The sequence below is a fragment of the Ochrobactrum sp. SFR4 genome (genome assembly GCF_019730395.1).
Classification (GTDB): domain Bacteria; phylum Pseudomonadota; class Alphaproteobacteria; order Rhizobiales; family Rhizobiaceae; genus Pseudochrobactrum.
Window position 1 is genome coordinate 1 of sequence record NZ_JAAPBB010000004.1, and the last position, 25,397, is coordinate 25,397.

Below are 25,397 nucleotides of genomic sequence, written 5' to 3' on the forward strand. Positions count from 1 at the left end.
CCACCAATCCAAACTGTCAACACGACTTTTCAAAAAAATTACACAAATCGCAAACTTTCTTTCCACAGGGAAAACTTTAAAAATTAAGCGAAAATTTACCCTCTTTTTGACCTCCGAAAAACCGGATTCGGCAAACCAAAAGACCAATGATCGATACATACATTATGACTTGCGTTTGATACCTGCCCTACTCTGCGCTACACATAGAGTGCAATAACGATATAAAGCAGGGAACACCGCTTACATGCTGACTAAAAAAGGGAAGTACGGCCTCAAAGCCATGGTGCATCTGGCCGAAGCCCCGCAGGACAATCTTATTTCTGTGGGCGAGATTGCCAAAGCCCGCAATATACCGCGTAAATTTCTGGATAATATCCTGACGGATTTGCGCGTAGCTGGCTTCGTACAAAGCCGTAAAGGCAAAGGCGGAGGCTTTTGTCTGGCCAAACCAGCAAATCAGATATCTATCGGCAATATTATCCGCAGTCTTGACGGCCCGCTGGCCCCCCTCCCCTGCGCCAGTAAGACCGGCTATAAAGCCTGCGAGGATTGCATAGAAGAAGACTGTAAAATCCGCCGCATGATGCTGGAAGTGCGTGAAGCCATCGCCAGCGTACTGGATAAACGTACACTGGCAGATGGTTATAGCGATATTTAAACGGGAATTACTGCAAGCAGGTCTTCAGCGATGTCGCTAGATTGCGGATCAGCTGCGGATAAAGTTCCGGCCCGTCCTGAAGATCAGCACCAAGCGGATCAAGCACACCTGTTTTAGCTTCCGTTCCTTCAAGCACGGTCTTTACCAAACCGGATTCAAATTGCGGCTCAGAGAAAACGCAGGTCGCTCCCAAGGATTTCACTTTAGTCTGAATTTCACGAATGCGCGCTGCTCCCGGCGCTTTTTCCGGATTCACTGTAATTGAGCCTGCCGCTGAAAGTTCGAAACGGCGTTCGAAATACTGATAGGCATCATGGAACACAATATAAGGCTTGGTGCGCACCGGCTCTAGTTCCGCCGCCACTTCTTTTTGCAACGCATCAATCTTATCAGCATAGGCTGCAGCATTCTTCTGATATTGCGGGGCATGCGCCGGATCAGCTTTACTTAAAGCTTCCGCAATCGGCTCCAACATCAGCTTGGCATTTTGCGGATCAAGCCAGAGATGCAAATCATCATGATGATGGTCATGCGCCTCACCACTCTCACCATGATTATGCCCGCCATGATCATGCGGTTCAAAATTACCGCTTTCACGCGCAGACAGGATTTCAAGTCCTTTTACCTGATCCAGTCGCACAACTTCGGCCTTAGTACCAAGAGTCTCTAACGGCTTTGTCAGATAAGTTTCCATTTCCGGCCCGACCCAGAAAATGATTTTTGCCTTTTCCAGTGCACCGGCATCTGACGGCTTAAGATTGTAGCCATGCTCTGATGCAGCGCCCTTAACAATAAGTTCCGGCTCCCCTGCCCCCTGCATAACGGCAGAAACCAGCGAATGAATTGGCTTAATCGAAACCACGACATCGCCTTTTTCCGCCGCAAGAACAGCATGCGAAGAAACAGACAACAAAGCGGATGCCAGCAAAACTCGGATAACAGACATAAAACCTCACAGAAATTGCTATTAATCACTGCCAGCGATTGAAATGGCAGTACGTCGAAACAATATGTTATAAAGTTACATTATTGCGTAATGCTATAACGTATGAGATAACCCGTGACAAGAGCAGGATCTGCTTTTCTATAATTCCGAAAGCGTACAATGCATCATCCATTATCAGCTGCCACCAGCGGACAAACACCTGACATTCTTCTGCGCCTTGAAAATGCAGGGATTGAGCGGAACGGTCGTTGGCTTGTCCGCAACATTGATCTCACCCTGCATAAAGGGGAAATTGTTACGCTCATCGGCCCTAACGGCTCAGGCAAAAGCACGACCGCCAAAATGGCATTGGGCATTCATAAGCCTGATGAGGGTGCAGTGAAACGCGAGAAGTCCCTGACCATCGGCTATGTACCGCAAAAAATCTCCATTGATCCGAGCCTGCCGCTGACAGTTGAGCGTATGATCCGCATGACTGCATCGCTGAGCAAACAGGCAATTGAAGAAGCACTCATTCTCGCCGGAATTCCGCATCTACTTAATGCACAGGTCGTGCATTTATCCGGCGGTGAATTTCAGCGTGTCCTGCTTGCCCGTGCTTTTGGTTGTAAACCGGACTTATTGGTTTTGGATGAACCGTTGCAAGGCGTCGATTTTGCCGGTGAGGCAGAACTTTATGAGACAATCGCCAAATTCCGCGACCATACCGGTTGTGGTGTGCTGATGATCTCCCATGATTTACATATTGTTATGGCCGCGACAGACCGCGTTGTCTGCCTGAACGGACATATATGTTGCAGCGGCACACCGGTTGATGTGGCCGCCAGCCCTGAATATGCAAAACTTTTCGGATTGCGCACTCCGCGCGGCATGGAAATTCCACCCTCGCTTGCGGTCTATACGCATCATCATGACCACACTCATCTTGCCGACGGACGGGTACAACATGCTGACGGTACGATCACGGATCATTGTCACCATGATGACGGCCATCATCATGAACACTGCGAAGACCACAACCATTCCCAAACCGGCGGGCACAATCATGCTTGATGACTTCTTTATCCGCGCCATGCTTGCCGGTATCGGCCTCGCTTTAATCACCGGTCCGATCGGTTGCTTTATTGTATGGCGACGCATGGCCTATTTCGGCGACACGATGGCTCATTCAGCTCTGCTTGGTGTTGGCCTCGCCATGCTGTTTGACCTGAATATTATGGTTTCCGTCTTTCTGATCGCTTTTAGTATCGCCATGCTGCTGGTGATCCTGCAAAAACGCCACTCACTTTCAGCCGATTCACTGCTGGGCATACTCTCCCACGCCACACTGGCTTTCGGGCTGGTGCTTGTCGCCTTCATGACATGGATCCGCTTCGATCTGATGTCACTGTTGTTCGGTGATATTCTCGCGGTCTCAGTCTCCGATCTTATCGCCATTTATGCCGGCGGTGCGTTAATTCTCGCAGCTCTGATTAAACTCTGGCGGCCGCTACTGGCAGCAACCATCAGTGAAGATATTGCGCAGGCTGAAGGCCTGCAACCGGAACTGCACCGCACTTTATTTATGATTTTGCTGGCTCTGCTGATTGCCATTGCCATGAAAATCGTCGGTATTCTGCTTATTACCGCCCTGCTGATTATTCCGGCAGCAACGGCGCGCCGCTTTGCATTATCGCCGGAGCAAATGGCTATCTATGCAGCCTTTATCGGAGCGTGCTCGGTTATTGCCGGCCTTTTCGGTTCTTTGAATTATGACACCCCTTCAGGACCATCCATAGTCGTGGCATCTGTGGTGTTTTTTGTTATAAGCTTGTTACCATGGCAAAAACTCAAGACATCTTTGCCTGTTGCGCGCGATAAGGAGACTTCATAATGACCGCTCATACGCATACAGGAACTGCATCTGCAGCAGCACGCGCTCCGAAGCTCACACGCAATCAGAATCTTGTATTGGAAGCTCTTGCAAAAGCCGAATTTCCGCTCAGCGCCTATACAATTCTTGACCAGCTGCGCGAAGAAGGCTTCCGTGCGCCGCTCCAAGTCTATCGCGCTTTGGACAAACTGCTGGAATATGGCTTGATTCATCGTCTTGAAAGCCTGAACGCTTTTATTGCCTGTGCCCATCCGCACCATCATGAGCACGGCCATATTCATGGCATTGCGGCTTTTGCCATTTGCGATCAATGCGGTCAGGCTTCGGAATTTTCAGAGCCGGAAATTGAAGATTGCGTGCAGCACTGGACACAGAAGAACCATTTCCATCCAAGCAAAACCACTCTGGAAATACGTGGCCTCTGTGCAAGTTGTGCACACAACTGATCAGGAATAACAGAACACCCCGCACAGAAATGTGCGGGGTGTTCTGCAAATCATCCCTGTAAATGCGACGTGTCCGGTAAAGGTATAATGCCAAGCGACATCGCCACCGCAACAGCAGAAGTGCGGTTGGCACAGCCCAGTTTAATTTTGGCATTTTGCAGATAGGTCACCACTGTCCAGCGGGCGATACTGAGGATTTCAGCAATTTCACCGTCCGTTTTTCCACGCGCAGCCCATTTGAGGCAATCAATCTCGCGCGGTGTCAGCGAAACCAGCGACTGTACTTCTTTCTTTTGTGATGAATAATCACTCACAGCCGACAACACAGTTTCATGCAATTGCCCGGTTACCTGTAAAAAATCCTTCTCAAGCAAACGGATCAGATCTTCAGCACTCAGATTATTTGAGCTGTTCTGTCCCTTTTTTGTATCAAACGCATAAATAGTATGGGCATCCCCACTGCCATTCAGCCGCTGTGTCACCATAATAAATGTATCGCCAAAATTATGCGCTCTCAAATCATCGACATAATTCTGCAATGCCGGTGTTTTTTGTTTATGGCCGTAAATTTCCGCAATACTGACACTATGAGGCTGCTCGGGATCAGACCATTTCTGATGAAACAACGGATCAATATCAAAATAGCTTTTAGCAGCGTAATTCACGACCCAGTCCGACGGGAATGTCGTCACCACAGTCTTTAGATTGTCCGCGATATCCGCATCAATATTCTTGGGCGTAATATGCGTAATATGCTTGCAGGAAAGTTTTTTACGAACTGCAATATATGTTTCCAGAATAGATGAACAATATTCTTTACCAAAGAAACTGTTTTGAAATTCCGGGAAATGGATAAGTTCAAATTCCATGAAAAAATTCCGTTTTAAACAACTGTAAAATCAGCGAAATGAAAACATAAAAATCAAAAACATCAAAAAAACGCACAAACATGAAAATGATTCGAAAGAAAGCGCATATAATATGCGCTCTATTTTTCAACTCCGGCATGAATGCATCAAGAATACTATTTCAATGCGATGGCGCAAATAAGATATAATCGCATTGATCTGAAATGAAAATCTCCGGACATATCCTCTCCCTTAAGTCCGGCGGGAAAATATTCCCACACAATTTAATATTTAAATATCAGCACCTTAAGATTAAAATTATTTTCTCGTTTAAAAGAATCTCATGATCAGGCGCAATTATTTTATTAAAATGTTTTTGTCACAATGCACAATTACCAATTAATTGCCCGCTTATTTCATTCTGTTAACGACATACAGCCATTAAACCTATGAATCTTTTCTGAAATTCAGATCCGCACTGCACAATCAAATTATCATTAGATAAAAATCAATATATTCAAGAGATTAAGTATATTGCTGTTTTTTATTCATTTCCCTCTCTCTAAACTGCAACATTCAATTGATTGCGATAAAAAAACATGGTTCACTTCTGCTCGGATAAAGAAAAACGATAGCTGTCATGGTACTTTCATATGACGCGCCTATCGAAAAAATACGAGGATGCCTGAAAGCAGACATCCCGTAACTTTAAGGGGAGTATGTCAATGCTTAACAGAACAACACGGCTGTTGTCCCTGACAACAGCGATCGCTTTTGCCGGCACCACATTGTCCGTGGCAGCTCCGTCAGAAGAACTGATCGCCGCCGCGAAAGCAGAGGGTCAGCTGACCACAATCGCCCTTCCGCATGACTGGTGCGGTTATGGTGAGATCATCAAGAGCTTCAAAGACAAATATGGCATTCAGGTTAATGAGCTGAATCCGGATGCAGGCTCCGGCGATGAAATCGAAGCAATTAAAGCGAACAAAGACAATAAGGGCCCTCAGGCACCGGACGTGATTGATGTCGGCTTCACATTCGGTACCACTGCGAAAAAAGACGGCCTGCTTCAGCCTTATAAAGTATCAACCTGGGATTCGATTCCTGATGATGCCAAGGATGCCGAGGGTTACTGGTACGGCGACTATTACGGCGTTCTGGCCTTTGAAGTGAACAAAGACATTATCAAAGATGCCCCGCAGGACTGGGCTGATCTGCTCAAGCCTGAATTTGCCAATGCGGTCGCACATTCCGGCGACCCGCGCGCATCCACACAGGCAATCCTGAGCGTGTATGCTGCCGGTCTTTCCCTTGGCGGCAAGCCGGGTGAAGAAGCGGCTCAGAAAGGTCTGGAGTTCTTCCGTGACGTGAACAAGGCCGGTAATTTTGTACCTGTCATCGGTAAAGCCGCTTCATTGGCACAGGGCTCTACCCCTATCGTTATCCGTTGGGACTATAATGCTCTGGCAGACCGCGATACACTGAACGGCAATCCGGAAGTCGAAGTTATCATTCCGAAAACCGGTGTTGTTGCCGGTGTGTATGTACAGGGCATCAGCGCCTATGCACCGCATCCGAACGCCGCCAAACTCTGGATGGAACATCTCTATTCCGATGAAGGCCAGATCGGCTATCTGAAGGGCTATTGCCATCCGATCCGCTTCAACGCCATGGCTAAAGAAGGCAAAATTCCTCAGGAATTGCTCGACAAACTGCCACCGGCCGCAGCTTATGAGAAAGCTGTCTTCCCGACTCTGGAAGAACTCGACAAATCTCAGGCTGTCATCACCAAGAACTGGGATAGCGTAGTCGGCGCGAATGTTCAGTAAGCTGAACAGCTAAATGCTGCTGTTACGGGCGGCATCGTCCGCCCGTAACAGGTTTTGCAATTTGCATTTTTATACGACACATATCATCATAAAAAATAACTCAGCCGGCACCGCAATCTGAACATTGCTGTATGCCTGCAGATTTCAGCACCTCAATCTGCGGAAGCCATCACCGACGCAGACGATAAAAAGCAAAAATCATATGAGCCTGTCCAGCAATGGCATAACATCTGACACGCCCCCTGTGCGACGCGCCAAGCGCCGTCTGCCCTTAGAGTGGCTCGGTGTTGCCCCGTTTTTCGCCTTCGCAATTCTGTTTCTGCTCTGGCCGACCATGTATCTGGTCGTCGGTGCATTTCAGGATAGTCAGGGTAATTTCACTCTGCAAAATATTATAGATCTGTTTGAACCCGGCATTATGAGCGCCTATTGGGTCTCGATCAAAATCAGCTTTGCCTCCGCTTTGGGTGGCGCTGTGATCGGGTCATTCATGGCATGGGCAATTGTACTGGGTAAACTGCCCCGTTTCCTGCGCCCGACTGTGCTCACATTCTCGGGTGTGGCATCCAACTTTGCCGGCGTGCCGCTGGCTTTCGCCTTTCTTGCCACGCTAGGCCGCACCGGTTTTGTTACGATTTTGCTGCGCGAATGGTTCGGCTTCAATCTCTATGCCACCGGCTTTAACCTTCTGAGCTTTTTCGGCCTGACACTGACCTATCTGTTCTTCCAGATTCCGCTGATGGTGCTGATCCTCACCCCTGCTCTGGACGGTCTGAAAAAAGAATGGCGCGAGGCTTCATCTATTCTCGGCGCAACAACATTCCAATATTGGCGCATGGTGGCCTTTCCGATTCTCTGGCCTAGCCTGCTCGGCACCAGCCTGTTGCTGTTTGCCAATGCCTTTGGTGCCATTGCAACGGCCTATGCGCTGACCGGTTCTTCGCTGAATATTGTACCGATCCTGCTTTATGCGCAGATTCGCGGCGATGTTCTGCACAATCAGAATCTCGGTTATGCACTGGCACTCGGCATGATCCTGATTACCGGCATTTCCAATCTGCTCTATATCTGGCTGCGTATGCGTGCAGAACGGTGGCAGAAATGAAGCTGAAATATTTCATTCCCAAAACCCTTGGCGCATGGATCGCCTTTCTGATCGGCGCGATCTATTTCGTTGTGCCGCTGATCGGTACATTTGAATTTTCCCTGCGTATGCGTCGTGGTGAATATTCTTTTGACGCTTACCGCGTTGTGCTGACTGACCCGAATTTTCAGGCGACCTTCGGCTATTCCATCATGCTGGCCATCATGACGATTATTTTCGGCGTGCTGCTGGTCGTACCGACCGCCTATTGGGTGCGTCTGCGTATGCCGTATCTGCGTCCGGTCATTGAATTTATCACGCTGATGCCGCTGGTTATTCCGGCGATTGTTATCGTGTTCGGCTATTTGCGAATTTATAACTCGTCCTCATGGTTGCCATTTACAGGATCAACGCGCGCAACCGATATTCTGCTGATGTTCGGCTATGTGACTCTGGCGCTGCCTTATATGTATCGCTCGATTGATACGGCCATGCGCACGATTGATGTTCGCACGCTGACAGAAGCCGCGGAAAGCCTGGGCGCAGGCTGGCCGACCATTCTGTTCAAGGTGATTTTCCCGAATGTGCTTTCCGGCGTCATGAGCGGTGCGTTCATTACCTTTGCGATCGTCATCGGCGAATTTACGCTGGCTTCGCTGCTCAATCGTCCGGCTTTTGGCCCTTATTTGCAGCTTGTCGGTGCAAACCGCGCTTATGAACCGTCAGCGCTGGCAATTATTGCCTTCGGCATCACATGGCTGAGCATGATTATGCTCCAGCTTGTCACCCGCTTCTCCAAATTTAAGACAGCAGGCAATTAAGTCATGGCTTTTCTCAATATTAATAATCTCAAAAAAAGCTTCGGCGCTAATACTGTTGTCCATGATTTCAGTCTGGCAGTTGAAAAAGGCGAGTTCATCTCGTTTCTCGGTCCATCGGGCTGCGGAAAAACCACCGTTCTGCGCATGATTGCCGGCTTTGAATCTCCCGATCAGGGTGTGATCGAGATCAACGGTCAGGATGTGGTCGATCTCAAACCGAACAAACGCAATATCGGCATGGTGTTTCAGGCCTATGCACTGTTTCCGAATATGACCGTGGCGCAGAATGTTGCCTTTGGTCTGCGAGTGTCCGGCAAGCCTAAAGCCGAGATTGATGCAACGGTCAAAGAGATGCTGGAACTGATCCGCCTTGAGCATCTGGCAGACCGTTTCCCTTATCAGATGTCCGGCGGCCAGCAACAGCGTGTTGCTCTCGCCCGTGCCTTGGCAACCAAACCGCAGGTTCTGCTACTCGATGAACCGCTCTCAGCACTGGATGCGAAAATTCGTATTTCATTGCGTGAAGAAATCCGCGCCATTCAGCGTCAACTTGGCATCACAACCGTATTTGTTACCCACGATCAGGAAGAGGCACTGTCTATTTCCGACCGGATCGTAGTGATGCATGAAGGCAAAGCGGATCAGATCGGCACACCGTTTGATATTTACAACCGTCCGGCAACCCGCTTCGTGGCATCATTCGTTGGTACGCTGAACATGCTGGAAGTCCGTGTGGCAGACCCGCAGCAGAATAAAGCTGATCTTGGCGGCACCACCATCACCGTCCCGCAATCATTGGCATCTTACAACAAAGGTGATGCGGTCACTCTGGCGCTGCGGCCGGAAACCATCAGCCTTGATGCCTCCCCTGCCCGCGACAGCAGTGTTGAAGTCATTGTGCAGGATGTGCATTTCTTAGGATCAGTCATTCGTACCCGTGTAACACTGGGTGCAAATCAACTGTCTTTCGACAGTTTCAACAATCCGGCGATGCGCCCGCCGCAGCATGGTGACAAAATCACTGTCCATTTTGCTGCACAGGATTTATTGGTTCTGGGCAAATAAAAATAAAGGCCGGACTTTTATCAAGTCCGGCCTTTTCTTGTCCTGTGACAAGGTGCAATTACAGTCCGTCGCCCCAAGGGCCGTGGAAATCGCCGTCTTTGTCGATTCTTTTGAAACCATGCGCCCCGAAGAAATCACGCTGCGCCTGAATCAAATTGGCTGAACCGCGTTTCTGGCGGAACCCGTCAAAATAGCTGATCGCAGAGCTCAGTGCTGGTACTGGCACACCGGCAGTCACCGCAGCTGCCACAACCTGACGAAGACTTTGGGCAGCCACGCTCATTTGCTCAACAAATGCAGGTGCCAGAAGCAGATTATCCACCTCACCCGCAGCAAAAGCCTCACCGATTTCATCCAGAAACTGTGAACGGATGATACAACCGGCGCGCCAGATACGAGCAATCGTTGCCAGTGGCAAATTCCACTGATGCTCCTGTGAGGCAGCGGCCATCACCGCAAAGCCCTGCGCATAGGCCGCAATCTTTGCGGCCAGCAATGCCTGCTCCAGTGCATCAATAAAAGCCTGATCCGCCTTGATCGATCCTGTCTGTACCGGCTCGCCATAGACATCTGCCAGTTTTTGCCGTTGTGCAATCAGGGAGGATATCGAGCGTGCAGCAACAGCGGCTTCAATACCTGTCGCCGGAACACCGAGAATCTGACTTTCAATAGCTGCCCAGCGTCCGGTACCCTTTTGTCCTGCAGCATCCAGAATAATATCAGGCACCGGCTTTCCGGTTTCAGGATCAAGCGCTTTCAACACTTCTGCCGTAATTTCAATGAGATAGGAATTCAGCGCACCTGTATTCCATTTTGCAAAAATCGGCGCGATTTCTTCAGCCTTCAAACCGCAAACATCACGCAAAATGCCATAGATTTCCGCAATCATCTGCATATCGGCATATTCAATACCGTTATGAATGGTTTTGACGAAATGCCCCGCACCATCCGGCCCCATACGCGCACTGCATGGTTCGCCTTTATAACGCGCGGCAACCGCATCCAAAATCGGCTCAATCCGCGCATAGGCTTCAGGCGTACCACCCACCATCATTGACGGGCCGTTACGCGCACCTTCCGCACCACCGGAAATGCCCATGCCAACAAAAGTCGGATCATTTTCGCCGAGTGAATTCAGACGACGCACCGTATCGCGGTAATCGGAATTGCCGGAATCAATAATGATGTCGCCTTTTTCCAGAAAGGTCTTGAGCTTGGCCATTTCCGTATCAACCGGACTACCTGCTTTAATCAGCATGATAATCGGACGCGGCCTGGCAATATTCTGGCTGAGCTGTTCCATAGTCGCACAGGGAATAATGCGCTCCTGCAACTCACCGCTGGAAGCGTAAAATTTTTCTAATACCGGTGCTTCACGATCATAAACTGCAACCCGATATCCTTTTTCAGCAATATTGAGCGCCAGATTAGAACCCATGACGCCAAGCCCGATCAGTCCGATATCTGCCAGTTGCATTCTGTTTTCCCTATATGTGAACTTTCCGGTAAAATAGCCGGAGCATAATTCTTCGTTCTATATAGGTATGCTATTCAAAACCGGTTTCAACTGAAAGCAGAGACTGACAGCTGAAACCGGTTATTTTCTTTAAAATGCGTAATATTCAAACGGCGGTGGTCTGCCGGTCAGCAATCGGCTTGCCGGTAGCGGTCAGCACACCGGATGCACCATCCAGATAGTTTTCTTCCAGCTCCAGTGCCAGAAAACGATGACGTTCCACAGGCCCCGGCATAGCCAGACCAGCCATTTTACTGCCGGTAAAGCCGAAACGGCCATAATATTCAGGGTCTCCCACCAGCAAAATCGCCTTATGGCCAAGCGCCTGCGCATTGTGAATAGCCTGACGCATCAATGCAGCGCCGACACCCCGCCCCGCATAGATTGTCTCAACCGCCAAAGGCCCCAGCAGCAAAGCAGGCACAACTTCTCCGCCGGCTTTTTTACCGGCAGAAATATGCCAGAGCCGGACACTGCCGATCATCACTCCATGCACATCGCGGGCAATCAATGCCAGCCCATAGGCAGGCACGCGTTTACGGCGCAGCTTTTCCGATGATTTGCGCTTGCGTCCCTCTCCCATCACACGATCAAGCAAAGCTTCACGCGCACTGCTGTCCGCAGGCGTTTCATGCGCAATACTAAACGAGACCGGTGCCGGAGCAGTGACTTGCGCGGCTGACAATTCAGCCGTGGTTCCGACCGCAACAGAAGAAGCAGACATCAGCGTGAACCTTAAAGCATTTGCGAGCCAAAAGTGCGAAGCAGTTTTGAGTGAGGCAAATGCGCCAAAACAAAGAGACAGGTAGAAACATTTCTTCGCGTGTCGACGCGAAGATAAACACAAAGCAAAAATGTTGTGTGACAGACCGGTGAATTTTTCCACCGGTATCATTCGCAATGTGAGGCTGAATATGCGTCTCTGTCGAGACGCATATCAGTATCAGATCACATAGGAGCGCAGCGGTTCAAAACCGTTAAACGCAACAGCCGAATAGGTCGTTGTGTAAGCGCCGGTGCCTTCGATAAGCACTTCATCGCCAATGGTCAGCGAGACCGGCAGCGGATAAGGTGCCTTTTCATACATCACATCGGCGCTATCGCAGGTCGGACCTGCAAGAACGCAAGGTTCCAGAGTATCGCCGTCACGCGGAGTCACGATCTGATAACGGATCGCTTCATCCATGGTTTCAGCCAGACCGCCGAATTTACCGATATCGAGATAGACCCAGCGATTGTCATTGTCGGCTTTGCGGGAAACCAAAACCACTTCGGTTTTGATCACACCGGCATTACCAACCATGCCACGGCCTGGCTCGATGATGGTTTCCGGCAGACGATTACCGAAATGACGGCTCAGCGCGTCGAAAATAGCTTCGCCATAGGCCTGTGCAGTCGGGATATCTTTGAGATAACGTGTTGGGAAGCCACCGCCCATATTGACCATACGCAGGTTGATGCCTTCTTTGGCCAGCAGGTCGAACACACCTTTGGTATCGGCCAGAGCACGATCCCAGGCAGTCAGATCAGTCTGCTGTGAACCGACATGGAATGATACGCCATAGGCATCCAGACCCAGCTGATGGGCTGCACGCAGCACATCAACTGCCATTTCCGGAACGCAGCCGAATTTGCGCGACAACGGCCATTCAGCACCTTCACCATCGGCGAGAATACGGCAGAATACGCGGGAACCCGGAGCCGCACGGGCAACCTTTTCCACTTCTGCAACGCAATCAACAGCATAGAGGCGAATGCCATATTCATAGGCGCGTGCAATATCACGCTCTTTCTTGATGGTATTACCATAAGAAATGCGGTCAGGTGTTACACCGGCATTGAGTGCCATTTCAATTTCCGCAACCGAAGCTGTGTCGAAGTTCGAGCCCATAGAGGCGAGCAGCGACAGAATCTGCGGTGCAGGATTTGCCTTTACCGCGTAGAAAATACGCGAGGCCGGCAGAGCCTTTTCAAAATGTTCATAATTTTCACGCACAACGTCGAGGTCAACGACAAGGCAAGGGCCTTCCGGACGTCGGGTGGCGAGAAAGTCGATAATGCGCTGTGTAGCCATCCTGATCTCCTGAACTGCAATAAGCAGTAAAAAGCCGCATCTTCATATCATTTGCGATGCGAAAGCCTGCCCCCGCGCGTTTGCCGCACAAGGTTGAGCATGGTTTCAAAGGACTGATGAGCAAATACCTGCGCATACACGCATCAAAAGCCATCAGAGGGACAAACTGCCTTGCGGCAAATATGAATCAGCTCTTCGCGCAACCGGCCTTTGGAGATGCAGGAAACACGGAACAAATACATATGCAGATGGATCAACGCCCTGAATTTAGCGTTTTTCCGCTTTGTCTGCCTTGGCTTGGAATGGGAAAAACCCGGTTCCGCACTTAGGGCAATGAGGGTGTGCCTCTTTGAGTTCCCGACCTGTGGAGAGCCGGAAGACACCAGAAAGGCCCGCACCGTCGTTGCTTCAAGGTGTCCTTGATCCATGGTTGGCCATCAGATCAACTGGAGCGGTTAGGTCCAGGTTACCGTACCGGGTCATTCTCCATTAAGAATACCGGCGGACACCCACAGGCACGTGCGACTTTGGGCAAGGGCGATATAAGATGATTTATGTGTCCACACAATGACAAATTTGCGCCGGTTTGATTTTTTTTGGTTAATAAATCACTTCTTTATTCAAAATACGGCGCAGTGCTTTATGTAGAGGATAAAAACAAATGTCTTATTGATAGCAGCACAGCGAATCACTTTGATATTTCTGAGACATTTTGAATATTCAGGATCGCGATATATGGTGCGGTTTGGTCGCTGATCTGGAGGGCAGAGCTTATGGACACACTCACACGGATGCGTGCTTTTATTGATGTTGTGGAGGCCGAAGGCTTTTCCGCAGCAGCACGCAAAATCGGCCGCTCCAAAGCCCTTCTGTCCAAATATGTCCGCGAGCTGGAAGACGATCTGGGCGTGCGGCTGCTGAACCGTACAACACGGCAATTTTCGCTTACCGAAAGCGGCCACACTTATTATCACCGTGCAACGGAGATTTTGCGCGAGCTGGATGATCTTCAGGATTCCATCTCCGAAAGCAGCGGTGATGTACGCGGTAAGATCAAACTGACAGCCCCGCGCAGTTTTGCCGATGCCTCACTGGGTATGTCACTGATTGATTTTTGCGCAGATCATCCGGAGATTGCGCTCGATATCCACCTTGATGACCGTTTTGTTGATTTGGTTGAAGAGGGTTTCGATCTTGCTATCCGCATCACCCGCCTGCAGGATTCATCGCTGATCGCCAAAAGGCTGAGCGCGTTTCACACCGTTGTCTGTGCCTCTCCTGATCTGATCGCACAGCTGGGCATGCCGGAAACACCGGAGCAATTGCGTGAAATGCCCTGTATCATTGATACCAACAGCCGTTCCCGCAATAACTGGCAGTTCCGCAATCAGGACGGCTCGATGATGACCGTTGCTATTCGTGGCCCGCTGGAGGTGAACAGCCCGCTCACCACGATGGCAGCGACTGTCAAAGGTCTGGGCTTCAGCGTTCTGCCGCGTTTTGTCGCCGATGGCGAATTGAATAAAGGCACACTTGTACCGGTGCTGCGGGATTTCATGCTCAATGACGGCGGCATTTATGCCGTTTACCCGCACCGTACCTATCTGCCCGCCAAAGTGCGCCTGCTGGTGGACTATCTCGCCAAATGGTTCAAAGATAATCCGTGCAAAGAACTAACCAATGACGAGGCGTAAACCCCGTAGACTGTCGTCGTAGTTTTGCCTCACTCATTCTCCAAATTCCGAACCAGCATTGACCGCTCAAAAGAGTGATTTTCGTTTCCATGACCAGCAGCAAAAACAAGTCTTTACTGAATGTCCTCGGCCTGACCTGTCTCATGACAGGGCTGGGTGTTGTTGCGGCATCAGCACATCCGCATGTTTTTGCCGAAGCCCGTCTGGAAATCACAATCACGCCGGATCGCTCCGTTGAGAAACTGGCGCATGTCTGGCGCTTTGATGATCTGTTTTCATCGACAGTCCTGATGGAATTTGACAAAAAAGGCACGTTGAAACTCGACAGCGCCGAGTTGAATGAACTTAGCACCACGATCGACACATCCATTGCCGAATATAAATATTTTCAGACGGTTACGCAGGACGGCAAAGATATTGCCATGAACAAGCCCGAGCATCTGATTGCCGATCTGCCGGATAATCAGCTGATTGTTCTGTTTGAAAGTAAGCCGGAAAAACCGTTGAAACTGGAACCCGGCCATAAAGTCAGTTTCGGCGTCTACGACCCGACTTTCTATACAGCAATTGACTATCTGAAAGACGAAGATCTGGTGGTGAAGGGTATGCCGTCCGGCTGCAGTTCTGCCGTTGTCCGCCCTGATCCCGATGAGGCACTTGCCCAGAACCAGCAAAGCCTGACACAGGCATTTTTCGACGAAGCAGCGGCGATGACCAATGACGTGTCAAAATTCTTCGCAACCCGAATAGAAATCACTTGTAAATAACAAGCCCGCGGCCAGCGCATTAGGATTGGTCAAAATTCAAATTTGTTACGTTATATCATCAGAGGCATTCCGGTATGAACCACGCAAAGCAACACACTCTTACTCTGTCCCCGTTAAGAGCCTGTGCTTTGCTGCTGACCATATGCACCTGTCTGTTGTTTGTACTTCACAGTCAGGCATGGGCGCAGTCTTCATTAGGCATCGGTGCGAGTGAAGTTACATTGCAGCCAACCGGCCCTTTTGCCCATCTGATACTGTGGATTAATGCCGAGCAAAAACGCTTCTATCTGATGATGACCACCGCACTGAAAGCGATGAAGGATGATCCGTGGGCTGCATGGACATTGGTCAGCCTGTCTTTTCTCTATGGTATTTTACATGCCGCCGGCCCCGGCCACGGCAAAGCAGTGATCTCGTCCTATATGATTGCCAATGAAACAGCTTTGCGACGCGGGATATTTCTTTCCCTCATCTCATCCGTTTTGCAGGCACTATCCGCTATTTTTCTGGTCGGGATGGCATGGTTTGTCCTGCGCGGTATCGGCATCTCAATGGGAAAAGCAGGGCGCGGCATGGAAATAGCCAGCTATATTCTGGTCATTCTCTGCGGTATTTATATCATCTTCCGCAAGCTTCGCTCAAAGCCGCAGCCTGCCCCTGCACTGGCGGTTGAAACAATTGCACCGGCATCCGTCTGGCAAGGCTCACTCTCAGCCTCGGCTACACAAAAACCATCATCATTGAACACGTCCATGCGGCTCAAATATCAGCCTGCCAATGCTAAGGCAGCCGTTTTTGACCATGAATTTTCAGGGAATGGTGCCAATTGCACAGCCTGCGGCCACAGTCATCTGGCCGATCCGTCCACTCTGAGCGGTGATTTCAACTGGAAAACCGCATGGGCAGCGATTATCGCCGTCGGCATACGCCCCTGCTCCGGCGCGATCATTGTGCTGACATTCTCAATGCTCAACGGTCTGATGCTGGGCGGTATTCTCTCTGCCTTTGCCATGGCACTCGGTACTTTCATCACCGTAGCCTTGCTGGCAACTCTGGCTGTCACGGCTAAGAATACGGCGCTGCGCCTTGTTAAAAATCCGCTGATGTCATCACGATTGCAAACGGCAATTGAAATCGCCGCTGCATTATTCATCATTCTAACCGGTGTGCTTCTGCTGATTGCCGCTTTGAGTTAATTCTCTTTGTGGTGTTTTCGCTGTGATTTCGCCCGCAGCCAGAACACCACAAAAAAGCCCATTACGAAAACGACTGCAATCAGTGCCGCCAGCACATGGCTGTAAGGCCCGACCGCCAGCATGATGATCGGCATGGAATAAAACAGCGCACCAAAAACCACCATAATCAAAGCGGCGGCTATAGCGGAATTGCGCGTATCCTTCTTATTTTGCTGTGGGGATGCCATGCGCTTATCTCCGGCCTGTATCGGCGTAGAAACTTTCCAGCTTTCTGATCTGCTGTCCGGTCGCGTCAAAATTTTCAGGCGCGAGCCAGTTTTGATAAGCCTGTTTCAATGCAGGCCATTCGCTGTCGATCACCGAATACCATGCAGTGTCACGGTTCTTACCTTTAACAATCAGATGTTGCCGGAAAATACCTTCAAACTGAAAACCGAAACGCTCTGCCGCACGCTTTGACGGCAGATTGTCATTATTGCATTTCCACTCATAGCGGCGATAACCGAGCTCATCAAAAATATATTGCATAAACAGATACTGGGCTTCGGTCGCAGCCGGTTTGCGCGAAATCAGCGGCCCCCAATAGACATTACCGATTTCAATACTGCCATTCTCGGCATCAATGCGCATCAGCGCCTGACGACCGGCAATTTTACCTGTCGCCTTATCAATCGTGACGAAAAACATGGTCGTCTGGCTTGCAGCGGATTTCTCCAGCCATGGCAGCATCTCTTCGAGAGTTGCAGGCACCGTATCAAACAGCCATGTAAAACGACTATCCGCATCTGCAACGCTGGATGCCTCAAACAGCCCCTGCCCGTGTTTTTCAACACTCAGCGGCTCCAGCCGCACAAACTGCCCTTCAAGAATTTTGCGCTCCGGCAAAGGGCAAGGTGTCCACCCAGACAGGTCCTGCATAATCATTCTCCTTTTAGAGCGCCGGGCGCCCCGCTGGGCTCCCAAAGGTCGCTCTAACACTTTAAAAGTAGAGCATAATTCCACCTTAAGCTGATCCAAGCTTAAGGAATTATGCTCTACCCCGAAGAAATGACCATATTTTATGCTAATTGCAAACTGATTTCGTTTTGCTGCAGTCTTGCGGCACTGCGATCTATCGACACTGCTTTGATAAGTGCAAAAACCTGCTCACTGGTTTTCAGATTGAGTTCCTGCACGGACTTACGCGAAATACGGGACAATAATTGCACATCACCCAGTTGCAGGCGCAATTCTGCAAACGGCCCGTCATCGGTTGAGATTGCAGTGATTGTCACCGGAAAAATATTGCGGATACTGATATCCACCGGTGCAAAACGCGACAGAGATACATCGCGCGAGCGGATACGCAGACGCACTTTCATCCCCGATTGCAGTGCATGGTCTGTCAGCTGAAAATTATGTCCGCCAATGGCAATATCAGCCATGGCATAGGCATCATCACTGCGGGTGACTTCGCCTTGCAAAAGCACACTGGTCGTATCGCCCGTACCGTCAATCTGGCTGAAAATATCAAACACTGAACCACTTTCCCTTACCCGTCCCTGCTCCAGCAACACAAGCGTATCCGCCAGCCGCGCGACTTCGTCCACTTCATGACTGACAAAGACGATCGGCAGCCCGCTCTCGTCACGCAACCGCTCCAGATAGGGCAAAATCTCCTGACGCCGCGCATGATCCAGCGATGACAGAGGCTCATCGAGCAACAGCAGGCGCGGTGCAGACAGTAATGCCCGCCCGATCGCCACACGTTGTTTCTCACCGCCGGACAACTGATGCGGCTTGCGCTGTAATAAAGCGCCAATGCCGAGCAGCTCGGTTATTTCTTCAACCTTACGCTCCGGCTCACGTTTACCCGCCCATTGCGCATAAGTCAGATTGCGCAAAACACTGAGATGCGGGAACAGGCGGGCATCCTGATAGACATAGCCGATATGACGCTCTTCAGGCCGGAGATTGATATTTTTAGTACTGTCGAACAGCACCAGATTGCCAACAGCAATGCGCCCTTCCTCAGGGCGCAGTGTTCCGGCAATCATGCGCAGCAAAGTGGTTTTACCGGCACCGGATGCACCGAATAATGCTGTAACGCCAGTCTCAGCACGAAAGGCAGCCTCCACGTGAAAACCGCCATTGCCGCCTTTTACATTGAAATCGAGGGTATTAAAGCTGATTTTATGTGTCATTTGCCAGCTCCGCTCAACCGGCGCTGTAACCATTCGGACAGCACCACCGCCAGCACAGACAGCACAACGGAAACCAAAATAAGCTTCAGCGCAGCGGCATCACCGCTCGGCGTTTGCATCAGCGCATAAATCGCCAGCGACAGAGTTTGCGTTTCGCCCGGAATATTCGAGACAAAGGTAATTGTTGCACCAAATTCGCCGAGCGCCTTGGCAAACCCAAGCACACTGCCGGCGATAATGCCCGGTATCAGCAAGGGCAGTGTCACAGTCATAAAGGCTTTGATGCGTCCTGCCCCCAGCGTGCGGGCAGCTTCTTCCAATCCCCTGTCGATATTTTCAATCGCCAGCCGCATCGGGCGGATCAGCAATGGCAGCGCCATCACACCGGCAGCCAAGGCTGCCCCCGTCCAACGGAAAGCGAAGGTAAAATCAAACCAGTGCAGCAGCAGACTGCCGATAGCGCCGCGTGTGCCAAACAGCACCAGCAGAAAATAACCGGTTACCACAGGCGGCAGCACCAGCGGCATTGTCAGCACAGCCTGCAACAGGCTTTTGCCGGGGAAATTATAGCGTGCCAGTATCCACGCAAAACCAAATGCAACCGGCAAGGCTCCGAGGATAGCAAGCCCTGCTATCCTCAAAGACAAAGCGATAATTTCCATTTCCGACATTGCCATCAGTCAGATCAAAGCCTTATTTTGCTTCTGCCGCAGGCACAAAACCCTTATCGGCAATGATTGCCTGTCCGGCATCGCTGCGCAGAAATGCAAGAAATGCCTTGGAGTTTTCGTCAGATTTGCCGACCAGTGCCGCAGGATAAAGAATTGGCGCGTGGCTTGATGCAGGGAAGCGGTAAACTTCTGTCAGTTCAGGCACCTGTGCACGATCCGATGCATAGACAATACCGGCTTTGACTTCACCGCGGGAAACATATTGCAGCGCTACACGCACATTTTCCGCAAAGACTGCATTGGCAGAAACATCACCCCAGATGCCAAGTTTTTCAAGTGCTGCCTTAGCATATTTACCGGCCGGTACATTTGACGGATCCCCCATAGAGAAGCGACCGGCTTTGAGGATTTCCGCAGCATCTGCCGGTTTTGTATCTTTGGCACCGGCGATAACCAGCGCATTACCGGCAATCACAGCGCGGCTGTCATTGTCGATCAGCTTGCGCTCCTGCACATAATCCATCCAGTCGAGATCGGCTGAGATGAAAATGCTGGCTGGTGCACCGGCTTCGATCTGCTTCGCCAACACAGAAGACGATGCATAAGATGCAGTTACTTCCGCACCGTTTTCGGCCTTAAATTTCTCAGCGGCTGTATCAATCACATCTTTCATGCTGGCCGCTGCGAACACAACAATCTTCTCTGCCGCAAAAGTTGGCAGGGCAGTTCCGGCAAGCAGGCCAAGTGCAACTACAAATCTGATCATGATATCCCTCAATATTTTCAATCATTATATTCCATCATGCATAACGATTCCTGACCTGTGCATCAAGCAATAAGAAAGGCTCTCCAAAGGGAGAGCCTTTTGCAAAATAGTCAGCTGAGAAAATCTCAGTCACCGATATGCTGCTTGGCACCACGCTCTTTCGCCAGCAGAACCTGACGCTGGCGCTCGGCATAGCGGGCGCGATCAGCATCGCTGCGCTCATGATAGCAACTGTCGCAGGAAATACCTTCTTCGTAAAACTGAGACAATTTGCCTTCCGGCGTCACCGGATTGCGGCAGGCGCGACACAGTTCCACATCACCTTCCACCAGACCATGACCAACGGAAACGCGCTCATCGAAAACGAAGCATTCGCCTTCCCAGCGTGTATCTTCAGCAGGCATATCTTCGAGATATTTCAGAATACCGCCTTTGAGGTGGAAGACATCATCAAAGCCCAGACCTTTTACAAAAGCCGTTGCCTTCTCACAGCGGATACCGCCGGTGCAGAACATGGCAATCTTCTTGCCTTCCAGCTCATCGCGGTGATCTTCAACCCATTGCGGAAATTCGCGAAACGTCTTGGTCTTCGGATCAATCGCGCCTTTGAAAGTGCCGATGGCATATTCATAATCATTACGCGTATCGATGAGGATCGTGTTCTCATCGTCGATCAGCGCATTCCACTCCTGCGGTTGCACATAAGTGCCGACGCTCTGCAACGGATCAATTCCGTCCACACCCATGGTCACGATCTCTTTTTTGAGGCGTACTTTCATACGGTTAAACGGCATCTGGCTAGCTGTTGAATATTTCAGTTCAATATTCTGCTCACGCAAGGCAGGAATAGCTTCAATAAAAGCAATCAGCGCGGCAATGCCGGACTTTGTACCGGCAACAGTGCCGTTCAGTCCTTCAGCAGCCAGCAGCAACGTACCTTTAATACCTTGCTCATCACAAAGCTCAGTCAGCGATGTCTGATAGGCTTCAAAATCCGGAAAACGCGCAAAACAATAAAGCGCAGCAACAGTGAAATGTGCTTCACACATAAATAAACCTCAATAGCTGGTCGCCTCGCAAAGGCGCTGCCGTGATATTCCGCCTGACCACCCTGAGGATCAGTCAGACAGCCGAAAACAGATTAATCTGCTTGCCAGTGCTCTAACGCTGCTGCGGGTCAATTTCAAGATCAATGCCAAGTTTTGCTGCCGTGTAGCGAAAATCTATCCCCGCTCTCACTACGAATGACACACTGTAACGGATTATATCATTCAGGAGAAAGTGCCATGTTTCGCGCAGAAATCAGAACCCTGTTTTCAGAAGCGGGACAAACGCATCATCTTGATCCCGCAGCTCTTGCCGCTGTAGCGCAGACAGAGAGCAGCGGCATCGTCACCACACGCATCAATGGCCATGATGAACCCCTGATCCGTTTTGAGGGGCATTATTTTGATAAACGCCTCAGCCCTGCCGATCAGACAAAGGCCAGAGCGCTGAAGCTCTCCTCTCCCCGTGCCGGTGCCATTCCCAATCCGGCGGGTCAGGCGGAACGCTGGCAAATGCTGGCCAAAGCCTGCCGCATCAACCGCGATGCCGCTTATGAATCCACATCATGGGGTATAGGACAAGTTATGGGCGCCCATTGGCACTGGCTGGGCTATGTGTCCGTTGCTGAAATGGTTGAAACCGTGCGCAGCGCCGTGCCGGAGCAGATTGAGTTGATGAGCCGCTTTATCGTCTACAGCAATCTGCGGGATATTCTGAACAAGCACGACTGGCAGAAATTCGCATACAGCTATAACGGCCCGCTTTATGCCAAAAACCGCTACGACCGGAAACTGGCTCAGAATTATGCGCTGTATCAGCCCTTGTTTCCATCCTTCACTCCCCTTGATGCCGGCCTTCATCACTCCTGATGAACGAACAGCATAGACAAAATATCTTCGGAACGTTAAATCGATTATAACAATAATTCCGAGGGTGAGATGTCGCAGAAAACCGAAAGCCTGATTCCCGTTATGACGGGACAAACCGTCATCCCTGTTCTGCTGATTGATAAAGCAGCAGATGCCGTGCCGCTTGCACGCGCTCTGGCAAAAGGCGGTCTGCCTGCCATCGAGATTACCCTGCGTACCAGTGCGGCACTGGATGCCATCCGTGCCGTGGCAGAAGATGTGCCGGAAGCCATTGTCGGCGCAGGAACCATCCTCAATGCCACCCATTATGAGCAGGCTGTCGCCGCCGGTTCAAAATTCATCGTCAGCCCCGGCGTAACAGATGCCGTTCTGAAAGCCGCAGATAACAGCCCTGTTCCTCTACTGCCGGGTTGCGCGACAGCAAGTGAAGTGATGAACCTGCGTGAGCACGGCTATACTCATGTGAAATTTTTCCCTGCAGAACAGGCAGGCGGCGCGGCCTATCTTAAAGCCCTGTCCTCCCCGCTCGCAGGCACTTTTTTCTGCCCGACAGGCGGGATCAGCCTCAGCAATGCAATGAACTACCTGCAGCTTCCGAATGTGCTGTGCATCGGCGGTTCTTGGATTGCACCAAAAGAACTGGTCAATGATGGCAAGTGGGATGAAATTACTGCACTTGCTGCAGCAGCGGCTGCACTCAAAAACTAAATTTATAGCATTTCCAGCAAAAGTGGGAACCGGTTTTGCGTCGGATAATGCGTAAAACAAATAGTTACAGCGGCTCCAACTATTCAGTCTTAACTGGAACCGCTGTAAATCCTGATATCAGACATAAAAAAGGGGGCTTTCGCCCCCTTTTTGTTATCCCTCTACAGAGATCAATTCACTTTAGAGAATTTGGCAATCGGGATGAAAGTCACAGCATTGCCTGTAAAGCGGTTTGAATTACCGGCAGGCAGGTCTTTCTGGAAGCCAGCCGTATAAACAACGGTTGGTGCCTGACGCATAGCATCGTTACGCAGAACCGGATTGGACACTGGTACAACCTTGGCTACAGGCTCATTTGAAATCGCAACTTCTGTCGCGGCATCGGCAGGCTGCAACACTGCATTGGCAGCCGCTTTAGATGCCGGGCGATCTGAGCGACCGGCTTTGGCAGTTGTGCGTACAGCGTCAGCACCAGTTGCTGCAGCAGTATTCTCATTGCTTACAACGCTTGAGCGGGAGGACGTACGGCTGTTACGTGCATCCTGTGGCATAACCATAGCGACTTGCTGTTCCTGAACCTGCGGACGCGGGGCCGGAATAGATGCAGTGTGGTCACTATTGCTCAGCAGATCAGCAATTGCATCCTGACCGGCTTCAGCACGGGCAACGGAGGCTTCCTGAGCCTGCGTTGGACGCGTTGCCGGAACAGCGGCAGCCAGAACTGTATTAATCGCCTGCCCTGCACCCTGCGGACGCTGTACCGGAACCGGCACATATCCGCTCAGCATAGCACCAGCAGTCGCACCGGTATTCGCAGTTGTATCTGCTGCAACCAGCGCGGCAATCTGGTCATTGGCAGGCTGAGCCGGTGCAGAAGGCGCACCCGTGGCACCCGCAAAAGCCTGCGCTTCAAGTGTATTCGGCGGTGGCGGTGCCATAGCCAGCAGCACTTCGGCTTCCGACTGCGGACGCTTCACCGGAACCGGCACAGCAAAAGCCATTGCCGCCTGTGCATCCGGTGTCATTTCCACACCGGCAGAAGGGCGCGGTGCATTCAGCGGTACCGGTGCATCGCGAGCCGGCAAAGCAGCGATCAACGCTTCCTGCGGTGCCTGCGGCTCAGGCTGTGCTGGTACAACACGGTTTGGTACAGGAGCCTGACGGGCAGGAACTCCGGCAGAAGGTGTTGTGCGCGCCGGACGGGAATTTGCTACGGCACGGCCGGAGCTTTCGCCATTATCTTCTTCTTCATCAGCACCGCCGCCAAACAACATACCGAACAGAGATTTGCTCTTCGGCTTGGCAGAAGCCATCTGGATTGTGCCGCCATTTGCCTTACGGGCCTCATAGGCAGCAAGAGCCTGCTCATAGCCTGGCAACGGCTTGCCATCCGTCGGAACGTGAATTGTTTTACCGTCCGGGAACACTGCCAGCAATTCGCGGCGGCTCAGACGCGGCCAGTGACGAACACTGCCCACATCAAGATGCACAAATGGTGAACCGGAAGTCGGGTAGTAGCCAACGCCGCCGATCTGATAGCGCAGCGCAGTGTCACGCAGTTTTTTCAGCGGAACACCCGGAATGAAAAAATCCATCGCCTTGCCGAGCGTATGCTGACTGCTTTTGGCAACGCCGCGGGTACGCGAGCGCAGCATGGAGTTCGTCGCCGGCGAACGATAGGCGGAAACAACAGTAATATAATCGCGGCCGCCGGCAGTCTGATAGACCTGCCAGACGAGATCGAACAAACGCGGATCCATCTTGGTCGGTTCATTGCGGCGCCAGTCCCGCAGGAAGACATTCAGTTTCTTCAAACCATCCGGCAGATAGCGGCCGTTTTTCTTGAACGTGATTTCTGCACGTTCACCGGTATGCACAAAATGCAGCTTCAGTGTACGGGTTTCGGCTGCAGCCTGAGACGGCGCGAAAGCTGTAACAGCCGTGAAAACAAGTGCCAGCTGCGCGCTGAGTTTAAAAACTCTGCCTGCCCAGCCCGCCAGTTTAGATGTTTTGCTGTTTTCCAATTTCGAATGCCTTACCGTTTACAGTCACGCTATTCAGATGAATATCGGATTTAATGGTTAATAGACACTTATTGAACAGACAATGAGTTTTCAGCATGACAAAAAAAACGCATTCGGGAAGGACTTTCCATCATGGTAAAGAGTTTATGAACAGATTTTACAACCTGAGGAAGCATGATTTTATCTATACACGCGCGCAGCGACGCAAACAGCATTCTGTGGCATATATGCACCATCTGATTGAAAATATTTAATTTTCAGTGCAAATACTGTAATATTTCGTGGCTTCCGAAGCTTGAAAAACAAAGAACG

General features: G+C 50.8%; 24 protein-coding genes and 1 pseudogene. 13 read left to right on the forward strand and 12 right to left on the reverse strand.

Annotation, left to right across the window (positions count from 1 at the left end; all coding sequences use genetic code 11):
- Nucleotides 1–244: 244 nt before the first annotated feature.
- Nucleotides 245–658 carry an RrF2 family transcriptional regulator gene (locus HBA93_RS05895; RefSeq protein ID WP_121993084.1) on the forward strand — a complete coding sequence of 138 codons (414 nt, stop codon included), beginning with the start codon at nucleotides 245–247 and terminating at the stop codon, nucleotides 656–658.
- 7 nt (nucleotides 659–665) lie between these two features.
- Here the strand turns inward: HBA93_RS05895 and HBA93_RS05900 are convergent, their stop codons facing one another.
- Nucleotides 666–1,604 (reverse strand): zinc ABC transporter substrate-binding protein, encoded by a 939-nt coding sequence (locus HBA93_RS05900; RefSeq protein ID WP_221722658.1) that lies wholly within the window; start codon nucleotides 1,602–1,604, stop codon nucleotides 666–668.
- A gap of 159 nt (nucleotides 1,605–1,763) precedes the next feature.
- Here HBA93_RS05900 and HBA93_RS05905 point away from each other — a divergent pair, with 159 nt between their 5' ends.
- Genes HBA93_RS05905 through HBA93_RS05915 form a run of 3 tightly spaced genes read left to right on the forward strand, consistent with a single transcriptional unit; the run spans nucleotide 1,764 to nucleotide 3,923 of the window.
- Nucleotides 1,764–2,657: an ATP-binding cassette domain-containing protein gene (locus tag HBA93_RS05905; RefSeq protein ID WP_221722659.1), complete on the forward strand. Its 894-nt coding sequence runs from the start codon at nucleotides 1,764–1,766 to the stop codon at nucleotides 2,655–2,657.
- Nucleotides 2,602–3,477, forward strand: a complete 876-nt coding sequence (locus tag HBA93_RS05910; RefSeq protein ID WP_502910056.1) for a metal ABC transporter permease — start codon at nucleotides 2,602–2,604, stop codon at nucleotides 3,475–3,477. The genes HBA93_RS05905 and HBA93_RS05910 overlap by 56 nt, the downstream gene beginning before the upstream one ends.
- Nucleotides 3,477–3,923 (forward strand): Fur family transcriptional regulator, encoded by a 447-nt coding sequence (locus tag HBA93_RS05915; RefSeq protein ID WP_121993080.1) that lies wholly within the window; start codon nucleotides 3,477–3,479, stop codon nucleotides 3,921–3,923. Before HBA93_RS05910 ends, HBA93_RS05915 begins: the two co-directional genes overlap by 1 nt.
- A 50-nt stretch (nucleotides 3,924–3,973) precedes the next feature.
- On the opposite strand, the gene HBA93_RS05920 is transcribed toward HBA93_RS05915, so the two are convergent.
- The gene (locus tag HBA93_RS05920) at nucleotides 3,974–4,792 is read right to left on the reverse strand and encodes a helix-turn-helix transcriptional regulator (RefSeq protein WP_122094485.1); all 819 of its coding nucleotides are present in this window, start codon (nucleotides 4,790–4,792) and stop codon (nucleotides 3,974–3,976) included.
- 704 nt (nucleotides 4,793–5,496) lie between these two features.
- On the opposite strand from HBA93_RS05920, the gene HBA93_RS05925 reads away from it, so the two are divergent.
- From HBA93_RS05925 to HBA93_RS05940, 4 genes are all read left to right on the forward strand, one after another.
- Nucleotides 5,497–6,600 carry an ABC transporter substrate-binding protein gene (locus tag HBA93_RS05925; protein ID WP_121993078.1) on the forward strand — a complete coding sequence of 368 codons (1,104 nt, stop codon included), beginning with the start codon at nucleotides 5,497–5,499 and terminating at the stop codon, nucleotides 6,598–6,600.
- A gap of 202 nt (nucleotides 6,601–6,802) precedes the next feature.
- Nucleotides 6,803–7,705: an ABC transporter permease gene (locus HBA93_RS05930; protein WP_022709618.1), complete on the forward strand. Its 903-nt coding sequence runs from the start codon at nucleotides 6,803–6,805 to the stop codon at nucleotides 7,703–7,705.
- A complete protein-coding gene (locus tag HBA93_RS05935) occupies nucleotides 7,702–8,505 on the forward strand; it encodes an ABC transporter permease (RefSeq protein ID WP_022709619.1) in 804 nt (267 codons plus the stop codon). The genes HBA93_RS05930 and HBA93_RS05935 overlap by 4 nt, the downstream gene beginning before the upstream one ends.
- Before the next feature lie 3 nt (nucleotides 8,506–8,508).
- Nucleotides 8,509–9,570, forward strand: coding sequence for an ABC transporter ATP-binding protein (locus HBA93_RS05940; protein ID WP_221722660.1), 1,062 nt, complete (start codon nucleotides 8,509–8,511; stop codon nucleotides 9,568–9,570).
- 58 nt (nucleotides 9,571–9,628) lie between these two features.
- Here the strand turns inward: HBA93_RS05940 and gnd are convergent.
- The 3 genes and pseudogenes from gnd to HBA93_RS05955 form a co-directional block, all read right to left on the reverse strand.
- A pseudogene (gene gnd / locus HBA93_RS05945) lies at nucleotides 9,629–11,053 on the reverse strand (NADP-dependent phosphogluconate dehydrogenase); the annotation flags it as partial.
- A gap of 139 nt (nucleotides 11,054–11,192) precedes the next feature.
- Entirely contained in the window at nucleotides 11,193–11,810 is a 618-nt protein-coding gene (locus HBA93_RS05950; protein WP_221722662.1) for a GNAT family N-acetyltransferase, read from the reverse strand.
- 219 nt (nucleotides 11,811–12,029) lie between these two features.
- Nucleotides 12,030–13,160, reverse strand: a complete 1,131-nt coding sequence (locus HBA93_RS05955; protein ID WP_221722663.1) for a type III PLP-dependent enzyme — start codon at nucleotides 13,158–13,160, stop codon at nucleotides 12,030–12,032.
- A gap of 773 nt (nucleotides 13,161–13,933) precedes the next feature.
- Between HBA93_RS05955 and HBA93_RS05960 the strand changes: the two genes are divergently transcribed.
- The 3 genes from HBA93_RS05960 (at nucleotide 13,934) to HBA93_RS05970 (ending at nucleotide 16,817) form a co-directional block, all read left to right on the forward strand.
- Complete coding sequence (locus HBA93_RS05960) at nucleotides 13,934–14,854, forward strand: LysR family transcriptional regulator (protein WP_121993073.1); 921 nt, start codon at nucleotides 13,934–13,936, stop codon at nucleotides 14,852–14,854.
- An 89-nt stretch (nucleotides 14,855–14,943) separates the two neighbouring features.
- Complete coding sequence (locus HBA93_RS05965) at nucleotides 14,944–15,621, forward strand: DUF1007 family protein (protein WP_151160038.1); 678 nt, start codon at nucleotides 14,944–14,946, stop codon at nucleotides 15,619–15,621.
- A gap of 74 nt (nucleotides 15,622–15,695) precedes the next feature.
- On the forward strand, nucleotides 15,696–16,817 hold the full coding sequence (locus HBA93_RS05970; RefSeq protein ID WP_221722664.1) for a nickel/cobalt transporter: 1,122 nt from the start codon (nucleotides 15,696–15,698) through the stop codon (nucleotides 16,815–16,817).
- Here HBA93_RS05970 and HBA93_RS05975 read toward each other — a convergent pair.
- The 6 genes from HBA93_RS05975 to trhO form a co-directional block, all read right to left on the reverse strand.
- Complete coding sequence (locus HBA93_RS05975) at nucleotides 16,814–17,044, reverse strand: hypothetical protein (RefSeq protein ID WP_121993071.1); 231 nt, start codon at nucleotides 17,042–17,044, stop codon at nucleotides 16,814–16,816. The two genes, HBA93_RS05970 and HBA93_RS05975, sit on opposite strands and share 4 nt — an antisense overlap.
- A gap of 4 nt (nucleotides 17,045–17,048) precedes the next feature.
- Nucleotides 17,049–17,735, reverse strand: coding sequence for a GNAT family N-acetyltransferase (locus HBA93_RS05980; protein ID WP_221722665.1), 687 nt, complete (start codon nucleotides 17,733–17,735; stop codon nucleotides 17,049–17,051).
- A 140-nt stretch (nucleotides 17,736–17,875) separates the two neighbouring features.
- Entirely contained in the window at nucleotides 17,876–19,000 is a 1,125-nt protein-coding gene (modC, locus tag HBA93_RS05985) for a molybdenum ABC transporter ATP-binding protein (protein ID WP_221722666.1), read from the reverse strand.
- Complete coding sequence (gene modB / locus HBA93_RS05990; protein ID WP_122094467.1) at nucleotides 18,997–19,677, reverse strand: molybdate ABC transporter permease subunit; 681 nt, start codon at nucleotides 19,675–19,677, stop codon at nucleotides 18,997–18,999. The genes modC and modB overlap by 4 nt, the downstream gene beginning before the upstream one ends.
- A 16-nt stretch (nucleotides 19,678–19,693) precedes the next feature.
- On the reverse strand, nucleotides 19,694–20,449 hold the full coding sequence (gene modA / locus HBA93_RS05995) for a molybdate ABC transporter substrate-binding protein (protein WP_502910051.1): 756 nt from the start codon (nucleotides 20,447–20,449) through the stop codon (nucleotides 19,694–19,696).
- 113 nt (nucleotides 20,450–20,562) lie between these two features.
- Nucleotides 20,563–21,486 carry an oxygen-dependent tRNA uridine(34) hydroxylase TrhO gene (gene trhO / locus HBA93_RS06000; protein ID WP_221722668.1) on the reverse strand — a complete coding sequence of 308 codons (924 nt, stop codon included), beginning with the start codon at nucleotides 21,484–21,486 and terminating at the stop codon, nucleotides 20,563–20,565.
- A 237-nt stretch (nucleotides 21,487–21,723) separates the two neighbouring features.
- On the opposite strand from trhO, the gene HBA93_RS06005 reads away from it, so the two are divergent.
- On the forward strand, nucleotides 21,724–22,353 hold the full coding sequence (locus HBA93_RS06005; RefSeq protein WP_221722669.1) for an N-acetylmuramidase family protein: 630 nt from the start codon (nucleotides 21,724–21,726) through the stop codon (nucleotides 22,351–22,353).
- A 69-nt stretch (nucleotides 22,354–22,422) separates the two neighbouring features.
- On the forward strand, nucleotides 22,423–23,061 hold the full coding sequence (locus HBA93_RS06010; RefSeq protein WP_221722670.1) for a 2-dehydro-3-deoxy-phosphogluconate aldolase: 639 nt from the start codon (nucleotides 22,423–22,425) through the stop codon (nucleotides 23,059–23,061).
- A 170-nt stretch (nucleotides 23,062–23,231) separates the two neighbouring features.
- Here the strand turns inward: HBA93_RS06010 and HBA93_RS06015 are convergent, their stop codons facing one another.
- Nucleotides 23,232–25,085, reverse strand: a complete 1,854-nt coding sequence (locus HBA93_RS06015) for a peptidoglycan L,D-endopeptidase MepK (protein ID WP_221722671.1) — start codon at nucleotides 25,083–25,085, stop codon at nucleotides 23,232–23,234.
- Nucleotides 25,086–25,397 lie beyond the last annotated feature (312 nt).